Genomic DNA, 16,194 nt, shown 5'->3' on the forward strand with positions numbered 1-16,194 from the left:
GCACATGGCTGCGAAGCGCGGACGTACGGCACAACGGCTCGAACTCGGGCTGCAACTGCGCCAACTGCGCGAGAACTGCGACACCGGGCAGGGCGTCGGAATGACCCGGAGGCAAGCGGTCGTGGGCCTGCGGATCTCCGAGGCGTCCTTGCAACGCATCGAGACCGGCTCCCTCAACTTCCGCTACGTCGGGGACCTGCGGAAGCTGCTCGCCAAGTACGGCGTCACCGACGAGGAGGTCATCGAGTCGCTGATCAGCCTCAACCGGGATTCCAACCACCAGGACTGGCTGACCCAGTACCGAGGGCTCATGCCCGCGGGACTGCCCGGCTTCGTCGGACTTGAGCCAGAGGCCCGCTCGATGAAGGCCTACCATCCGACGGTCGTCTACGGCCTCCTCCAGACCGAGGCCTATGCCCTCGCCACGCACGAGTTGCACAAGCCGGTCGAGGAGTACACGTCCGAGTTCGTCCGAAGCGGTGTGGAGCTACGGATGAAGCGCCAGGAAGTGCTCACCCGGGAGGACCCCGTCAAGCTGCACGTCATCCTCGGCGAAGCGGCCCTGCGCTACCCGGTCGGGAGCGCCGAGGTGATGCGTGAGCAGTACGACCGCATCGAGGAACTGTCCACGTGGGACCACATCACCGTCCAGGTGCTGCCTTTCCGCCGGAGCTACCGCTCGACCAATGACTTCGCGATCCTCGACTTCGGTGACAGGTTCCCCCCGCGCGTCCAGGCCGACAGCGCCTGGGGGTCCGTATCGACCTCTGACAAGCCACGTGAAGTCGCCCGCTTCCAGCGCCGGTTCGATGCCATGACAGCATCAGCGTTGCCGCCCGAGGACACCCCCGAGTTCCTCAACCGACTAGACCGAGAGCTGTAACCCATGACCCTGTCCGAGCACGCCTGGTTCAAGTCCTCCTACAGCGACCCCGGCCAGAACTGCGTGGAAGCCGCCCTCCTCCCCTCCGCCATAGCCGTCCGCGACTCCAAGCACTCCGCCGGCCCCGTCCTCCGCCTCTCCCCCACCGCCTGGCACCCCTTCCTCACCCACCTCACCGAGCGCGACGCTACGGCTTCTTGAGCAGCAACTCCGTGTTCCGGTCGTCCGCGTCGCCCGCGAGGTCGGTGCGGGCGCCGGGGGCGTTGAGGGACAGTTCGCGGTAGAGGGCCGCCAGGCCGGTCTGGGACAGGTCGGTGAAGTCGGTGCCGGACGGGGCGGCGGACTCGACGAGCGTGGTGAACAGGGACAGCGTGCCGTCCTTGTTGTCCACCACCTCGATGACCCGGGCGAGCTGGGGGAAGTCGACGTGGGAGGCGGTGGAGATCTCCCAGAAGGCACCGCCGTCGGACCCCTCGTGCGGAGTGATGGCGTTGCGGTGGATGTGCCCGTTGACCCAGGCCAGCACATTGCGGTGGCGGCCCAGCAGGGCGACGACGTCGTCCCCGGTGTGGCGCTGGTCGTCCGGATGGGCCGGGTCTGGGCGGGTGTTGTCCATGGTCTTGCTGGTGTGGTGGCTGAAGACGATCGCGTAGGAGTCCGCGTTGTCCTTCAGGGTCGCCTCCAGCCAACGCAGTTGAGATGCGCTGATCGAGCCCTCGTAGTGGCCGCCGGGATCGGTCGTGTCGAGGCTGATGCCGATGACGTCGTCGGAGATGCGGAAGCTGTAGTACTGGGTGCCGGCGTCGACGTTGGCGGTGGTGTAGCCGTGGCCGTGCGGGCCGGGGCCGAGGTGGGCCGGGTCGAGGTGGGCCTTGAGGTAGTCGGCCGGGGTGAAGGGGGCGCGCTGCTCGTCCGGCGTGACGGAGCGCATGGAGCGGGCGTGCGCCTTGAGGAACTCGCGGTACAGGGCGCCCTCGGGGTCGTCGGCCTTCTTCAGCGCGGTCTGGAGCTTGGCGGCCTCGGCGGCGGGCAGCTCCATCAGTTTGCGGCCGCCGACGGCCAGTTCGGTGAGGTAGGAGTCGTCGTGGGAGGCGTAACAGCCCAGCGGCATGGCGTCGTGGTTGCCGACCGTCGAGTACCAGGGCAGGTTGAGGCCGGGGCTGCGGACCTCGCGGGTCGCGGCGGTCAGAAAGCCGTCGAGGTGCGGGAAGCCGCGCTTCTTGTCGGCGTCGCGGACGGCCGCGTCGGGCTGCCAGTACTGGGTGATGCCGCTGTTCTGGACGCCCTCGTAGTGCCGGAGGTCACCGGAGTTCGGGGTGACGCGTCCGCCGCTCATGACGGTGAGGAACCACTCCAGTTCGGTGCGGGCGTTGTTGTCGGTGTTGTCGCCGGTGGTCATCGCGAAGTGCAGCGGGGAACCGGTGACGGGGGCGCCGCGCAGCGCGTTGACCCGCTCGACCAGCGCGACCGCGCCCTGCACGGTCAGCGCCTCCTGGGGCCGCCAGGCGTGCACGTCGGTGGAGCGCAGGTATTCGAGGCGCAGCGGGTGCTGGGTGTCGATCAGGTGCAGGTCGGTGAGCTGCACGAACGCGGCGAGGGCGGTGCGGCGCCCCTCCCGGCCGGACTGGGCGGCGGCCAGCCCGTCGCGGACGACGCGGTCCCAGCCGGGGCCGTCGGCCAGGCGCCGGTAACCGGAGCCCGAGCCGGAGCGCGGGGTGGCGAGGGCGGCGAGGGTGGTGCCGCGGGTGTAGGGGGCGAGGGGGGCGGCCGGGGCCCGGCGGGAGGAGGCGAGGGCCGCCGCCTCGTCGGTGCCGGCGGTGGCGGTCGCGGCGGCGTCGTCGGGCCGCAGGGCGTAGCCGGCACCCCCGGCGACGGCCACCGCGGCGGTGGCGGCGAGGACGGAGCGGCGGTGGACGCCCGGCGCGGAGCCGGTGGTTGAGCGTGTGCGCGACATGCGCTTCTCTCCCCGAGTGCGAACGCGTCGGCGGTGACCGCGGACGGTCGCAACCGCGAACGTCCGCTCCACCGGATGCTTGGCACCGGGGATGGCCTGTGCGTGAACGCGGCGGCAACGGGCAACACCGATCACGGTACGTGGATCATGCGATGCCCTGCGCGTTCGCGACCGGTCCGCGCGCGGCCGGGAGGCGGTCGCTCCGTGTTCACCTTCCGGGGTAACCGGTGACGTTCCCGAGGGTTCAGGACACGGGCCAGAAGCGCAGCAGGAACTGTTCCACCCCCCGCGGCGAGGCGTCGGGCCGGCCGGTGACGAGCGGCTCGACCCGTTCACCGCCTCGACGGTGGCCGTCGACCTCGTAGACGCCCGGTGGCCCGAGGACCAGTGGTTCGCCGTCCGGTTCCTCCTCGGTGAGCGCGTGCAGCAGGACCACCGCGCTGCCGAAGCGGACGCGTGCCCGTGCCCGGTCCGGCCAGCCGGGGCCGGCCGGACCGGGCGGGCCGTCCCATGCCTCCAGACGCACCGCGGGGCTGTGCGTCCGGGTCGACGCGCTCTCGACCACGAGCTGGTTCTCGCCGGCCAGCAGCCAGACACCGGGGCCGGCCGGGTCCGCGGCGGGCCCGGCCGCCCCCCGTGTGTCCTCGACGCAGAACTGCCCGTAGTCCAGCCCTACCTCAGTGTCGAGCGCGCGCAGCAGGGATGACATGCATTTCCGTTCGTTCGGCCGGCCGGGGGCCGGGTCGAGTCAGGGGACTATGCGGACGTAGAACTCGTCCTGGTTCCCGTACAGGATGCGCTCGGTGCGGTAGAAGTCCCTGAGCTGACGGCCCGCTTTCCGGTTCTCCTGGCTGTCCACCCACTGCACGGAGAAGTTGCCCGTGATGGCGCCGGTACCGTCCCGCTGCCCCGCCCCTTCCTGGGTCGTGGCGAACGGGTATTCGTCCGCGTCGACCGGCGCGTCGGGCTTGGGCGGCAGGTCGTCCGGTCCGTTGTACGGCGCGACGTGATCCCGTACCCGGTTCTTCTCCAGCTGATTGGCGCTCCAGACGGACCCCTTGTAGGGCACCCGGTGCAGACCGGGGTCGGTCCAGACGCCGGTGAACTTGCCCGGGATCGTCTTCGGGGAACCGTAGTTCGGGTAGGTCTGGCTCGGCGTGTTCTGGGCGGCCTCGATGTGCCGGGCCACGCCCGCCGTCCCGACGTAGCCGTCAGCGGGCCGGCTCACGTCGCTCTTGCTGTACGTGAGGAACGGCACGACGTCGTCGTTGATGCAGGCCCTGGGGGCGCCCCGGAAGTAGGTGGCGGAGTCGCAGCGGATCCAGTGCTGCCGGCCCACCCCGGGGACCGTCGTGTTGCCGTAGGCGCTGGACAGCTGGCCGGTGAACTGCCAGAAGTGACGGGACAGCTTGTCGGTGCCGACGCCCAGCGCCGGGTCCGATTCGATGTCCCAGGACGCCCAGCCCATCAGGTCACGCCAGGTGAGCAGCCAGTGGTTCTCCCAGGTGTCCTCCTCGTCGTCCCGGTTGGTGACCGTGCACCCGGCCTGGCATCCGACCCGTATCCGCATGTCGCTGAACGAGTTCACGATGCCGTACGTCTCGAAGTCGTCGACCCTGAAGAAGACCCGCACACGGCGTTCCTGCGGGTCGGCGTGGGCGACGGCGGTGAAAGTGATCTCGGCCCCGCCGACCGGCCTGCCGTCCAGGTAGAACTCACCGGTGCTGGTGGTGTGCTGGCACCACAGGCGCCGGTTCCAGACCCGGCCCTGTTCGCTGTTGGCTTCCTCGTCCTTCTCGCATTCCTCGACGAAGTCCTCGTCGGGTTCGTCCGGAACCGCGAGTACGTGGTCCTGCTCCGCCGGGGCCGGGGAGGAGGTGACGGGGCCGGGGGTGGCGGCCGATGCCGAGTTCGGCAGGGTCAGCGGCAACAGTGCCGCCGTGGACAGGGCCACGAGCAGCAGTCTGGCCCTTCTGGCTAAGGACATGAGGCTCCCTTGTTGGTTGCATGACAGGAGGTGCGATGCCTCAAAGTCTCCGGAGCCCGCCCGCCCGGTACAACAAAGCTCCCGCGAACGCCGGTGCGGATGTGGTGACCGTCCGGTCACAAGCGGAGCCCTGGGCACCACTGGGGCGCCCGACCGCGCCCGGGCTCGGATTGTCACCGGTCACCCCTTGTGTCCCCGGTGGCGCATGGCGGAAGTACGCCATGACTCCTGCCCGCCCCGGTGAACACTCCCCAAACAGCGACCCCTTACGTAAAGCTGAGCGGTCATCCGAGATCACATTCCGGACGACGGCGATCAGAGCAGAGCGGCTCCGATCGTTTCCGTGCCTGTGCCCGTAGACCACAGCCCACAAGGGATGCCGATTACCTGCAAGGGATGCCGATGACCCACACCCCTCAGCGCGACCCGATACCGGGTGGCAGACGCGCGGCCCGTATCGCCGTGGCCGCCGGTCTCGTCGCCGCACTCGCCGCGGCCGGGCCGATACCCGTGGCCCTCGCCGCCGACGGCCCGGCCACCACCGCGCCGACCGCCGATCCCTCCGTCAAGTCCGCGCACGAGAAGCTCGGTTCGGACGACGCCGACCGGCTCGCCGAGGCCAAGGCCGACGGCGAGAAGAACGTCACGATGATGGTCGCGACCGCCCCCGGCGACACCGCCGAGGTCGCGAAGAAGCTGGACGCGGTCCAGGGCGGCACCGTGGGCCGCACCTACGACAAGCTGGGCTACGTCCGCGCCACCGTCCCCACCGCCAAGGCGGACGCCGCGATCGCCGCCGCCGCGAAGCTCTCCTCCGTGCACGGCATCGATCTACGCGAGGAGATCGCGCTGGACGACCCGACGCCCAGCGCGGACACCGCGAAGGGCGCCGCCGAGAAGGCCACGGCCACCGCCGCCAAGGCCCCCGGCAAGAACACCCCGGCGAAGAACCCGTACAACCCGTCCTTCGAGACGGGCGCCGTCGACTTCGTGCAGCAGAACCCGAAGGCGGACGGCCGCGGCATCACCATCGGCATCCTGGACTCCGGGGTGGACCTGGCCCACCCGGCGCTCCAGAAGACCACCACCGGCCAGCGGAAGATCGTCGACTGGGTGACGGCCACCGACCCGGTGGTCGACGGCGACCGGACCTGGCGGCCGATGACCGCCGCCGTCTCCGGCCCCACGTTCACCTACGGCGGCGAGACCTGGACCGCCCCCGCCGGCCCCTACAAGGTGAGCACCTTCCTGGAGTCGTACACCACCGGCGGCGACGCGGCCGGCGACGCCAACCGGGACGGCGACACCACCGACTCCTGGGGCGTCCTGTACGACGCGGCGGCCGGCACGGTCCGCGTCGACCTCAACGGCAACCACGACTTCGCCGACGACACCCCGATGAAGCCGTACAAGGACGGCTACCAGATCGGGTACTTCGGCACCGACGACCCGACGACGGACGTCGCCGAGCGGCAGCCGTTCGTCGTCGAGATCCGCAAGGACGTCGTCTACAACAACGCGGGCGCCAAGGCCGACTTCGTCAACATCGGCGTCATCGAGTCCGAGCACGGCACCCACGTCGCGGGCATCACGGCCGCCAACGGCCTGTTCGGCGGACAGATGGACGGCGCCGCCCCCGGCGCGCAGATCGTCTCCTCGCGCGCCTGCACCTGGACCGGCGGCTGCACCAACGTCGCCCTCACCGAGGGCATGATCGACCTCGTCGTCGACCGGGGCGTCGACATCGTCAACATGTCGATCGGCGGCCTGCCGTCCCTCAACGACGGCAACAACGCCCGCGCCGAGCTGTACACCCGGCTCATCGACGAGTACGGCGTCCAGCTGGTGATCTCCGCCGGCAACTCCGGCCCCGGCGCCAACACCATCGGCGACCCCGGCCTGGCCGACAAGGTCATCTCGGTCGGCGCGTCCATCTCCAAGGAGACCTGGGCGGTCAACTACGGCTCGGCGGTGGAGAAGAAGTACGCCATGATGCCGTTCTCCTCGCGCGGTCCGCGTGAGGACGGCGGCTTCACGCCGACGCTGACCGCGCCGGGCGCGGCGATCAACACCATCCAGACCTGGATGCCGGGCGCCCCGGTCACCGAGGCCGGCTACGCACTCCCCGCCGGTTACGGCATGCTCCAGGGCACCTCGATGGCCTCCCCGCAGGCCGCGGGCGCCTCCGCGCTGCTGCTGTCGGCGGCGAAGCAGAAGCACCTCGACCTCACCCCGGCCACCCTGCGCACCGCGCTGACCTCGACCGCCGACCACATCAAGGGTGTGCAGGCGTACGAGGAGGGCGCGGGCCTGATCGACGTCGTGGACGCCTGGAAGTCGATCCGGCGCGGCGCCTCGGCGCACGAGTACACGGTCAAGGCCCCGGTCGACACCGCGATCGACTACGCCCTTCAGACCCCGGGCTTCGGCACCGGCCTCTACGACCGCGAGGGCGGTCTGAAGGCGGGCCAGAAGAAGACGTACGAGATCACGCTCACCCGCACCACCGGCGCCGACAAGGCGCTCCGGCACAAGCTGCGCTTCGAGAACAACGCGGGCCGCACCTTCGAGGTCGTCGGCTCCGACACGGTGAAGCTGCCGCTGAACCAGCCGGTCACCGTCGAGGTGCGGACCGCGCCGCGGTCCGCCGGGCTCAAGAGCGCGATCCTGGAGGTCGACGACCCCCAGACGGAAGGCGTCGACCAGCAGGTCATGACCACGGTCGTGGTCGCGGCCCCGCTCACGGCGGAGCAGAAGTACAGCTACTCCGTGTCCGGTGCGGTGCAGCGCAACAGCACCACGTCCTACTTCGTCACGGTCCCCGAGGGCGCCAGGACCCTGGAGGTCGCCATCGGCGGGCTGAAGGGCCAGAGCCAGACCCGGTTCATCGCCATCCACCCGTACGGCGTCCCGCTCGACAACACCTCCACGCCGTACTGCTACAACAACTACCTCGACGGCAACGGCTGCAAGCCCGACGTGCGCTCGTACGCCGACCCGCAGCCCGGCGTGTGGGAGATCGAGGTCGAGTCGCGGCGCACCTCGCCGCTCCTGGACAACCCGTACACGCTGGACGTCTCCTTGCTCGGCGCGGACTTCGACCCCGAGGTCGTGACCGTGCCCGAGGCCAAGGCCGGCACCCCGGTCACCGCCTCCTGGACGGTGACCAACCGGTACGCCGCGATCGACGGCGGCACGCTGACGGGCGGCCCGCTGGGCTCCTCCCTCACCGACCGTCCCGCCATCGCCGAGGGCGACACGCGGACCACCACGGTCGAGGTCCCCGAGGGCGCGACCTCGCTGGACGTGGCCATCGGTGGCGTCTCGGACGCCTCCGCCGACCTGGACCTGGCGGTCTACGACGCCGACGGCACCCTGGTCGGGCAGAGCGCCGACGGCGACTCCGAGGAGTCCGTCTCCGTCCCCGACCCGGCCGCCGGCACGTACACCGTCGAGGTCGTCGGCTACGCGGTCCCGGCCGGCTCCACGGAGTACGACTACCGGGACGTGTACTTCGCCGCCACCCTCGGCACGGTCACCGTCGACGGGGCGCCGGTGTCGCTGGGCACGGGTGACTCGGCCGCCGTCTCCGGCAGCGTGACGGCGCTGGCCGCCGCGCCCGAGGGCCGCGAGTTCTTCGGTCGGGTCCAGCTCGTCGACGCCCGCGGCACGGTCGCGGGCACCGGCAGCGTGGCGATCGAGAAGGTCGTGCCGTAGTCCGGTACGGCGCGGAAGGAGGGGGCGGGTGCTTCGGCGCCCGCCCCCTTTCTCTCGCGTCACTCGCACGTGAGGGCGCGGGCCTCCGGCAGGGCGGCGGTGACGCGGGCGCGTTCCGGGGCGATCTCGGCCTCGCCCACGAAGAGGGCGTCCGGGTGGACGCCGTGCGCCGGGAGCCCGAACAGCACGCGGTCGCCCACGCCGGGGGCGCGGGTGCCCTGCCCGGTCAGGAAGGTGACCTCGCGCGACGCCTTCTCGGGCGCGTACTGCCGGGTGATCTCCACCGTGATCCGCCGGCCCGCTTCCCCGGGCGCCGGTCCGGCCCCGGTCACCGTGCCCTCGGCGACCAGCCGGGCGCAGGCCAGGTAGGCGGGGCTGCCGAAGGGGACGACGGGCTCCTTGGCGCCGGAGTCGGCCTGGGCGCTGGAGGCCCCCGCGTCCTCGGCACCGCCGCCCCCGGCCTGCGTCACCAGCCACGCCATGCCGGAGAGGAACGCGCCCGCGCAGGCGACGGCGAGCGCGCCGAGGGCCAGGTTCCGTCGGTGGCGCCGGGGGCGGGGACGGGGGTGGAGTGCGGCCGGGGCCGGGGCCGGTTCCCGTGGAGGCGAGGGCTCGCTGAGGACCCGCCCGAGGACCCCCAGCCGCTCCCGCAGCACCGCCACGTCGGCGGCCTCGGCGGACCCCGGCGGCAGCGGCTCGCCCAGGATGGCGGCCATCAGCGCGTCGTCGGGAGCGGCACCCTCGTACGCGTCGTGCTTGTCGTACGCGTCGTGCTTGTCGTACGCGTCGTGCTTGTCGTACGCGTCGCGCTCGTCGTACGCGTCGCGCTCGTCGTACCCGTCATACCCGTCATACCCGTCGTACGGGTCGTGCTCGGCGGCCACGTCACACCACCTCGTCCTCGTGCAGCCGGGCGCGCAGGGCCCGTACCGCCGTGTGCAGCCTGCTCTTGACCGTGCCCTCGGGGACGCCCAGCTCCTCGGCGATGCCGCGCACCGGCAGATCGGCGTAGAAGCGCAGGACGACGACCTGGCGCTGGGCGTCGGGCAGCGCGTCCAGGCCCCGGGCGACGGCGAGGGAGAGCAGGCTGGTGTCCTCGCCGGAGGGGTGGCCGCTCTGGCGCAGCGCGGCGAGGCGCTCACCGATCCGCTCCTGGCGGCGTTTGGCCCGGTGCCAGTCCATGGCGAGGTTGGAGGCGACGACGGCGGCCCACGCGGAGACGTCACGCGGCGCCTCCTGGCCGCTCGCCGCCCGCTCCAGCAGCCGCAGGCGGACCTGCTGCACCCCGTCCGGCAGGTCCGCCTGCGGTACCCCGCCGAGCGCGAGCACCGCCCGCACCCGGCGCTCCTGGGCCGCGTCCAGCGGATCGTCGCCGACGGCCTCCCCCGCCGCCCCCGCCCCTCGGCGGACCTTTCTGCGCAGCACCGGCCACCCCTCCCCTCGCCGCGTTTCCCCTACGACGCCGCAGCGGGCGGAAACGTTCGCCCCGCAACCGCCGCTTCGCACCGAGGCGTACGTCACACCCGGTGTGGGCCGGGACGAAAGGGGCAGGGGCGAGGCAGCACAGCTTGCGGCGCCGGGGCCTCGGCGGGTTAATTCCTGCAGCTCGGCAGGGGTGTGGCCGCAGGGACGACGGTCGCGCTCCGGGCCGTCGGGGCCCGTTCGGCCAGGTCACCGGGGAATGCGGTGGACAGGTGGGCCGGGGATGACCGCATGATGGAAAAGTTCGCACGATGGAAAAGTCCCGGCCACACAGGCCGGACGCACGCAGGTCACGCAAGGGAGTCGCCGTGAGGGTCGGAATCGTCGGAGCCACCGGACAGGTCGGCACGGTCATGCGCAGGATCCTCGGCGAGCGGAGCTTCCCGGTCACCGAGCTGCGGCTGTTCGCCTCCGCCCGCAGCGCGGGCAAGGAGCTGGACGGGGTGACGGTGGAGGACGCGGCCACCGCCGACTACTCCGGCCTGGACATCGTGCTGTTCTCGGCGGGCGGCGCCACCTCCAAGGCGCTGGCCGAGAAGGTCGCCGCGCAGGGCCCGGTCGTGATCGACAACTCCTCGGCGTGGCGCCGCGACCCGGACGTGCCGCTGGTGGTCTCCGAGGTCAACCCGCACGCGATCGCCTCCCGCCCCAAGGGCATCATCGCCAACCCGAACTGCACCACGATGGCCGCGATGCCGGTGCTGCGTCCGCTGCACGCCGAGGCGGGCCTCGAAGCGCTGGTCGTCGCCACGTACCAGGCGGTGTCCGGTTCCGGTCTGGCCGGTGTGGACGAGCTGTTCGAGCAGGTCAAGAAGGTCGGCGAGGACGCGCCGAAGCTCACCCACGACGGCGGCGCGGCCGAGTTCCCCGAGCCGGAGAAGTACGTCGCGCCGATCGCGTACAACGTGCTGCCGCTGGCCGGGTCGATCGTCGACGACGGCCGGTTCGAGACCGACGAGGAGCAGAAGCTCCGCCACGAGTCCCGCAAGATCCTGGAGATCCCGGAGCTGAAGGTCTCCGGCACCTGCGTCCGGGTCCCGGTCTTCACCGGCCACTCGCTCCAGATCAACGCCCGGTTCGCCCGCCCGATCAGCGTGGAGCGCGCCAAGGAGCTGCTCGGCGGCGCCCCCGGCGTGGCCCTCGCGGAGGTCCCGACCCCGCTCCAGGCCGCCGGTCAGGACCCGTCCTACGTCGGCCGCATCCGGGCGGACGAGACCGTCGAGCACGGCCTCGCCCTGTTCGTCTCCAACGACAACCTGCGCAAGGGCGCCGCGCTGAACGCCGTTCAGATCGCGGAGCTGGTGGCGGCCGAGCTGAAGGGCTGAGGCCGCTCGACCCCGTAGTGGAAACAGCCGTACTCGACGGCCCGGACGTGGACGAACGCCACGGCCGGGTCGTCGAACGCTTCCCTGAGGGCCCCTTCGAAGTCCTGTTCCACCAGCCGCCCGCCCAGGATGTGTCCCTCGGCCGAGTAGCGGCGCAGCACCCGGTGGCTGTCGGTGAACGGCAGGCCGCCGTCAGCCGGGTCCGGTCCCGGGCACTCCTTCGCATGGACGAAGACGGGGCCCTGTTCGTCGTAGGCCCCCGGGTCGGCGCCCGTGGCCGCCGCCCAGCGGCGCAGCGGCGCGTACGACACCAGCGCGAGCCGGTCGCCGGGGGCGCTGCGGTGCAGGCAGCAGCGCAGGGGCGCGCCGCCCTCCGTGTCGGTGAACGGGACCGCCGCGCGTCCCGCGTCGTCGGTGATCCGCAGCTCCTTCAGGGTGTCCGCCGGGATCGGGTGTGCGGTGTACGTCGTCATGCCCCCAGGCTGCGGCGCGGCGGCGCCGCGTACCGGCGGGATACGGACATCGCGTTCGGCCCGGCGCGCGTGGAAGGATGACGGAAACGACACATACGAGGAGATGACCGCGTGCCTGGCACAAACCTGACCCGCGAAGAGGCGCAGCAGCGGGCGAAGCTGCTCTCCGTGGACGCGTACGAGATCGATCTCGACCTCTCCGGCGCGCAGGAGGGAGGAACGTACCGGTCTGTCACGACGGTGCGGTTCGATGTGGCCGAGAACGGGGCAGCGTCCTTCATCGACCTGGTGGCGCCGGCCGTCCACGAGGTCGTCCTCAACGGCGACCAGCTCGACGTGTCCAGTGTCTTCGCGGACTCCCGGATCGCGCTGCCCGGTCTGCTGGAGGGCCGCAACATCCTGCGGGTCGTCGCCGACTGCGCGTACACCAACACCGGTGAGGGCCTGCACCGGTTCGTCGACCCGGTCGACGAGCAGGCGTACCTCTACACCCAGTTCGAGGTGCCGGACGCCCGCCGGGTCTTCGCCAGCTTCGAGCAGCCGGACCTGAAGGCGACCTTCCAGTTCACCGTGCGGGCGCCCGAGGGCTGGACCGTCATCTCCAACTCCCCCACCCCCGAACCCCAGGACAACGTCTGGGTCTTCGCGCCGACGCCGCGCATCTCGTCGTACATCACGGCCCTGATCGCCGGCCCGTACCACTCGGTGCACAGCGTGTACGAGAAGGACGGGCAGAGCGTGCCGCTGGGCATCTACTGCCGTCCGTCGCTGGCCGAGCACCTCGACTCGGACGCGATCTTCGAGGTGACGCGGCAGGGCTTCGAGTGGTTCCAGGAGAAGTTCGACTACGCGTACCCGTTCGAGAAGTACGACCAGCTCTTCGTGCCGGAGTTCAACGCGGGCGCGATGGAGAACGCGGGCGCGGTCACCATCCGCGACCAGTACGTCTTCCGGTCGAAGGTGACCGACGCGGCGTACGAGACGCGCGCCGAGACCATCCTGCACGAGCTGGCCCACATGTGGTTCGGCGACCTGGTCACCATGGAGTGGTGGAACGACCTGTGGCTGAACGAGTCGTTCGCCACGTACACGTCCATCGCCTGCCAGGCGGCGGCGCCCGGCTCGCGCTGGCCGCACTCGTGGACGACGTTCGCCAACTCCATGAAGACCTGGGCGTACCGGCAGGACCAGCTGCCGTCCACGCACCCGATCATGGCGGACATCACCGACCTCGACGACGTGCTCGTCAACTTCGACGGCATCACGTACGCCAAGGGTGCCTCCGTGCTCAAGCAGCTCGTGGCGTACGTCGGTGAGGACGCGTTCTTCCAGGGCGTGCAGGCGTACTTCAAGCGGCACGCGTACGGCAACACGCGCCTGTCCGACCTGCTGGGCGCGCTGGAGGAGACCTCCGGGCGGGACCTGAGGTCCTGGTCGAAGGCGTGGCTGGAGACGGCCGGCATCAACGTGCTGCGCCCGGTGATCGACACGGACGCCGAGGGGAACATCACCTCCTTCGCCATCCGGCAGGAGGCCCCGGCGCTGCCCGCCGGCGCCAAGGGCGAGCCCACCCTGCGCCCGCACCGCATCGCCGTCGGCTGCTACGACCTCGACCCCAGCGGCAAGCTGGTCCGGGGCGAGCGCGTCGAGCTGGACGTGGACGGCGAGCTGACCGACGTACCGCAGCTGGTCGGCACCCGCCGCCCGGCGGTGGTCCTCCTCAACGACGACGACCTCTCCTACGCCAAGGTCCGCCTCGACGAGCAGTCGCTGGCGTTCGTCACCGAGCATCTCGGCGACTTCGCCGAGTCCCTGCCGCGCGCCCTGTGCTGGGCGTCGGCCTGGGACATGACCCGGGACGCCGAACTCGCCACCCGCGACTACCTCTCCCTGGTGCTCTCCGGCATCGGCAAGGAGTCCGACATCGGCGTCGTGCAGTCCCTGCAGCGCCAGGTCAAGCTGGCCGTCGACCAGTACTCCGACCCGGCGGCCCGCGAGACGCTGCTCACCCGCTGGACCGAGGCGACGCTGGCGCACCTGCGCGCGGCCACGCCGGGCAGCGACCACCAGCTGGCGTGGGCGCGGGCGTTCGCGGCGACGGCCCGCACGCCGGAGCAGCTGGATCTGCTGGAGGCGCTGCTCGACGGGACGGGGTCCGTGGCGGGGCTGGCCGTCGACACCGAGCTGCGCTGGGCGTTCGTGCAGCGGCTCGCGGCGGTCGGCCGGTTCGACGAGACGGAGATCGCCGGCGAGTACGAGCGGGACCGCACCGCCGCCGGTGAGCGGCACGCCGCGACGGCTCGGGCGGCCCGGCCGACCGAGCAGGCCAAGGCGGAGGCGTGGGCGTCGGTGATCGACTCCGACAAGCTGCCGAACGCCGTGCAGGAGGCGGTGATCTCCGGCTTCGTCCAGACCGACCAGCGGGAGCTGCTGGCGCCGTACGCGGACCGGTACTTCGAGGTGCTGGAGGGTGTCTGGGAGTCCCGTTCGCACGAGATGGCCCAGCAGATCGCCGTCGGCCTGTACCCGGCGGTGCAGGTGACGGAGGAGACGCTGCGCAAGACCGACGCGTGGCTGGCGTCCGCCCGGCCGAACGCGGCCCTGCGGCGGCTGGTCTCGGAGTCCCGCTCGGGCGTCGAGCGGGCGCTGCGGGCGCAGGCGGCGGACGCGGCGGCGGGCTGACGCGGGGCGCGGGCGCGGGGCGCGGCGCGGGCTTACGGCACGCGGAGGCGCTCGGGGCGCTCGGGGCGCTCGGGGCGCTCGGGGGAGTTTCCCCGGGCGCCCTTCAGCGCGTCACGGGGGTCACGGGTGTCACGGGTGTCACGGGGCCGACGGGTGTTCCGCCTGCGGGTGTTCCGCCGACGTGCTGACGGGGTCGGCGGCGTCCTTCGGGGTCGCCGCGTCCGCCGCGTCCGCGGGGTTCGTCGGGTCCGCGGGGTTCATCGGGTCCGCCGCGTCCGCCGCGGACGGGTCGGGGCCCGCCGTCTCGGCTGCCGTCGGGAGCGCCGGCGGGACCTCCGTGGGAACGGACGGGGCCGGGTGCGTGGGGCGGGCCGGGGCGAGCGGCGGGGCGGGGCCGGGGTCCGCGCCGGACAGTGTGACGGCGGCCGCCGTGACCGTGCAGACCAACGCCGCGACGGCACCCGCCGCGGCGAGCACCGTGCGGCGCCTGCGCCGGATGCGGCGCCCGCCGGCGACGGCCGCGTCGACGACGCTGGGCAGCGCGGGCTCCGGGCCGGCGCCCAGCAGCTCCCGGAACGCGGCGTGCAGGGCCTCGTCGTCGTGACGGTCCACGCGTCCGTCCATGCCCGGGTTCACCTGGCCGTCCGTTCACGCTCGCCGGTGAGCTTCTCGACGATCGCCCGCAGCCGGGTGAGCCCGCGGGCGCTCTGGCTCTTCACCGTCCCCGGGCTCACCCGGAGCGCCTGGGCGGTCTGCTCGACGGTCCAGTCCTCCCAGAACCGCAGGACCAGCACGGCTCGGTAACGGGGTGACAGCTCCATCAGGGCCTCTCGCATCATCAGGCGCAACTCCGGTGTGGCCGAAACGGTAGAGGTCAGATCGGGCGGCTCGCTCACCGGCTCCTCGCGCCAGCCTCCCTTGCGCTGCTGGTCGATGAAGGTGCGGGTGAGGATGGTACGGGCGTAGGCGTCGACGTTGCCGTCCCGGCGGACCCGGCTCCATGCCGCGTACAGCTTCATCAGGGCGGTCTGGGTCAGGTCCTGCGCCTGGTGCCAGTCGCCGCACAGCAGGTAGGCGCTGCGGCGCAGCTGTGCCTGCCGCGCCTCGGCGAATTCCCGGAACTCCCGCTCCCGGACCGCTTCCCTCACTCTTGCCGACCTTCCGCTCCCGCACCGACCCGCCTGTAAGGCATACGGGGACCGGGTCCCGGGGGGTTGCATCGCGCGGCGGAGAGATTTCTTCCGCGAGTCCGTGCAACCCCGGCCGCGGTCGCCCCCGTACTCCTCTCACGCAAAGGCTCCCGCCCCCGGGCGGCGGGCCACGACCGAGACCGAGACGAAGGACGAACGTTGAAGCACCGCAAGATCTCGCAGAACCGCCGCCGCCTGTACAGTCTGGCCGCCGGAACCGTCCTGGCCGCCGCGGGCACGGCCGGCATCGCCTCCGCGGCCACGGGCCACGACGCCGACGCCGCCACCCCGGTCTCCGTCCCGCAGCAGACCGCCACCGCGGTCGACCACGCGCAGGACGCAGCCACCCCCATCGACCACGCACAGGACGCCGCCACCCCCATCGACCACGCACGGGACGCAGCCACCCCCATCGACCACGCACAGGACGCAGCCACCCCCGTCTCCGAGCTGACCGCGGCCGAGCGGGCGAACGCGGTGGGCTGACCCCGTAGCAGCGTC

General features: G+C 71.9%; 14 protein-coding genes. 6 read left to right on the forward strand and 8 right to left on the reverse strand.

Going from position 1 to position 16,194, the window contains the following annotated elements; all coding sequences use genetic code 11:
• Window positions 1-4 precede the first annotated feature (4 nt).
• Together ACIQR3_RS13135 and ACIQR3_RS13140 are read left to right on the forward strand one after the other, a co-directional pair.
• Window positions 5-883, forward strand: coding sequence for a helix-turn-helix domain-containing protein (locus ACIQR3_RS13135; protein ID WP_403537895.1), 879 nt, complete (start codon window positions 5-7; stop codon window positions 881-883).
• Between the two features lie 3 nt (window positions 884-886).
• Window positions 887-1,084 (forward strand): DUF397 domain-containing protein, encoded by a 198-nt coding sequence (locus ACIQR3_RS13140; protein WP_403537897.1) that lies wholly within the window; start codon window positions 887-889, stop codon window positions 1,082-1,084.
• Here ACIQR3_RS13140 and ACIQR3_RS13145 read toward each other — a convergent pair.
• The 3 genes from ACIQR3_RS13145 to ACIQR3_RS13155 all read right to left on the reverse strand — a co-directional run bounded on the left by ACIQR3_RS13145 (window position 1,071) and on the right by ACIQR3_RS13155 (window position 4,824).
• Window positions 1,071-2,837 (reverse strand): TIGR03767 family metallophosphoesterase, encoded by a 1,767-nt coding sequence (locus tag ACIQR3_RS13145; protein WP_403537898.1) that lies wholly within the window; start codon window positions 2,835-2,837, stop codon window positions 1,071-1,073. The genes ACIQR3_RS13140 and ACIQR3_RS13145 overlap by 14 nt on opposite strands.
• 244 nt (window positions 2,838-3,081) lie before the next feature.
• Entirely contained in the window at window positions 3,082-3,546 is a 465-nt protein-coding gene (locus ACIQR3_RS13150) for a hypothetical protein (protein ID WP_403537900.1), read from the reverse strand.
• Between the two features lie 39 nt (window positions 3,547-3,585).
• Window positions 3,586-4,824, reverse strand: coding sequence for a hypothetical protein (locus tag ACIQR3_RS13155; RefSeq protein ID WP_403537902.1), 1,239 nt, complete (start codon window positions 4,822-4,824; stop codon window positions 3,586-3,588).
• A gap of 402 nt (window positions 4,825-5,226) precedes the next feature.
• Here ACIQR3_RS13155 and ACIQR3_RS13160 point away from each other — a divergent pair, with 402 nt between their 5' ends.
• Window positions 5,227-8,541, forward strand: a complete 3,315-nt coding sequence (locus tag ACIQR3_RS13160) for a S8 family serine peptidase (protein WP_403537903.1) — start codon at window positions 5,227-5,229, stop codon at window positions 8,539-8,541.
• A 59-nt stretch (window positions 8,542-8,600) separates the two neighbouring features.
• On the opposite strand, the gene ACIQR3_RS13165 is transcribed toward ACIQR3_RS13160, so the two are convergent.
• Entirely contained in the window at window positions 8,601-9,425 is an 825-nt protein-coding gene (locus ACIQR3_RS13165) for a hypothetical protein (protein WP_403537905.1), read from the reverse strand.
• 1 nt (window position 9,426) lies between these two features.
• The gene (locus ACIQR3_RS13170; protein WP_403537906.1) at window positions 9,427-9,966 is read right to left on the reverse strand and encodes an RNA polymerase sigma factor; all 540 of its coding nucleotides are present in this window, start codon (window positions 9,964-9,966) and stop codon (window positions 9,427-9,429) included.
• 365 nt (window positions 9,967-10,331) lie between these two features.
• Here ACIQR3_RS13170 and ACIQR3_RS13175 point away from each other — a divergent pair, with 365 nt between their 5' ends.
• Window positions 10,332-11,348 carry an aspartate-semialdehyde dehydrogenase gene (locus ACIQR3_RS13175; protein WP_403537908.1) on the forward strand — a complete coding sequence of 339 codons (1,017 nt, stop codon included), beginning with the start codon at window positions 10,332-10,334 and terminating at the stop codon, window positions 11,346-11,348.
• On the opposite strand, the gene ACIQR3_RS13180 is transcribed toward ACIQR3_RS13175, so the two are convergent.
• Window positions 11,309-11,821, reverse strand: a complete 513-nt coding sequence (locus ACIQR3_RS13180; RefSeq protein ID WP_403537910.1) for a DUF1203 domain-containing protein — start codon at window positions 11,819-11,821, stop codon at window positions 11,309-11,311. The genes ACIQR3_RS13175 and ACIQR3_RS13180 overlap by 40 nt on opposite strands.
• Window positions 11,822-11,932: 111 nt before the next feature.
• On the opposite strand from ACIQR3_RS13180, the gene pepN reads away from it, so the two are divergent.
• A complete protein-coding gene (gene pepN / locus ACIQR3_RS13185) occupies window positions 11,933-14,503 on the forward strand; it encodes an aminopeptidase N (RefSeq protein WP_403537912.1) in 2,571 nt (856 codons plus the stop codon).
• 138 nt (window positions 14,504-14,641) lie between these two features.
• On the opposite strand, the gene ACIQR3_RS13190 is transcribed toward pepN, so the two are convergent.
• Together ACIQR3_RS13190 and ACIQR3_RS13195 are read right to left on the reverse strand one after the other, a co-directional pair.
• Window positions 14,642-15,127 (reverse strand): hypothetical protein, encoded by a 486-nt coding sequence (locus ACIQR3_RS13190; protein WP_403537914.1) that lies wholly within the window; start codon window positions 15,125-15,127, stop codon window positions 14,642-14,644.
• Between the two features lie 8 nt (window positions 15,128-15,135).
• Window positions 15,136-15,651 (reverse strand): SigE family RNA polymerase sigma factor, encoded by a 516-nt coding sequence (locus ACIQR3_RS13195; RefSeq protein WP_215167665.1) that lies wholly within the window; start codon window positions 15,649-15,651, stop codon window positions 15,136-15,138.
• Window positions 15,652-15,852: 201 nt separating this feature from the next.
• On the opposite strand from ACIQR3_RS13195, the gene ACIQR3_RS13200 reads away from it, so the two are divergent.
• Window positions 15,853-16,179 carry a hypothetical protein gene (locus tag ACIQR3_RS13200; RefSeq protein WP_403537916.1) on the forward strand — a complete coding sequence of 109 codons (327 nt, stop codon included), beginning with the start codon at window positions 15,853-15,855 and terminating at the stop codon, window positions 16,177-16,179.
• The last annotated feature ends 15 nt before the right edge of the window (window positions 16,180-16,194 follow it).

The organism is Streptomyces sp. NPDC090994 (assembly GCF_044768905.1).
In the GTDB taxonomy this organism is placed as follows: Bacteria; Actinomycetota; Actinomycetes; order Streptomycetales; family Streptomycetaceae; genus Streptomyces.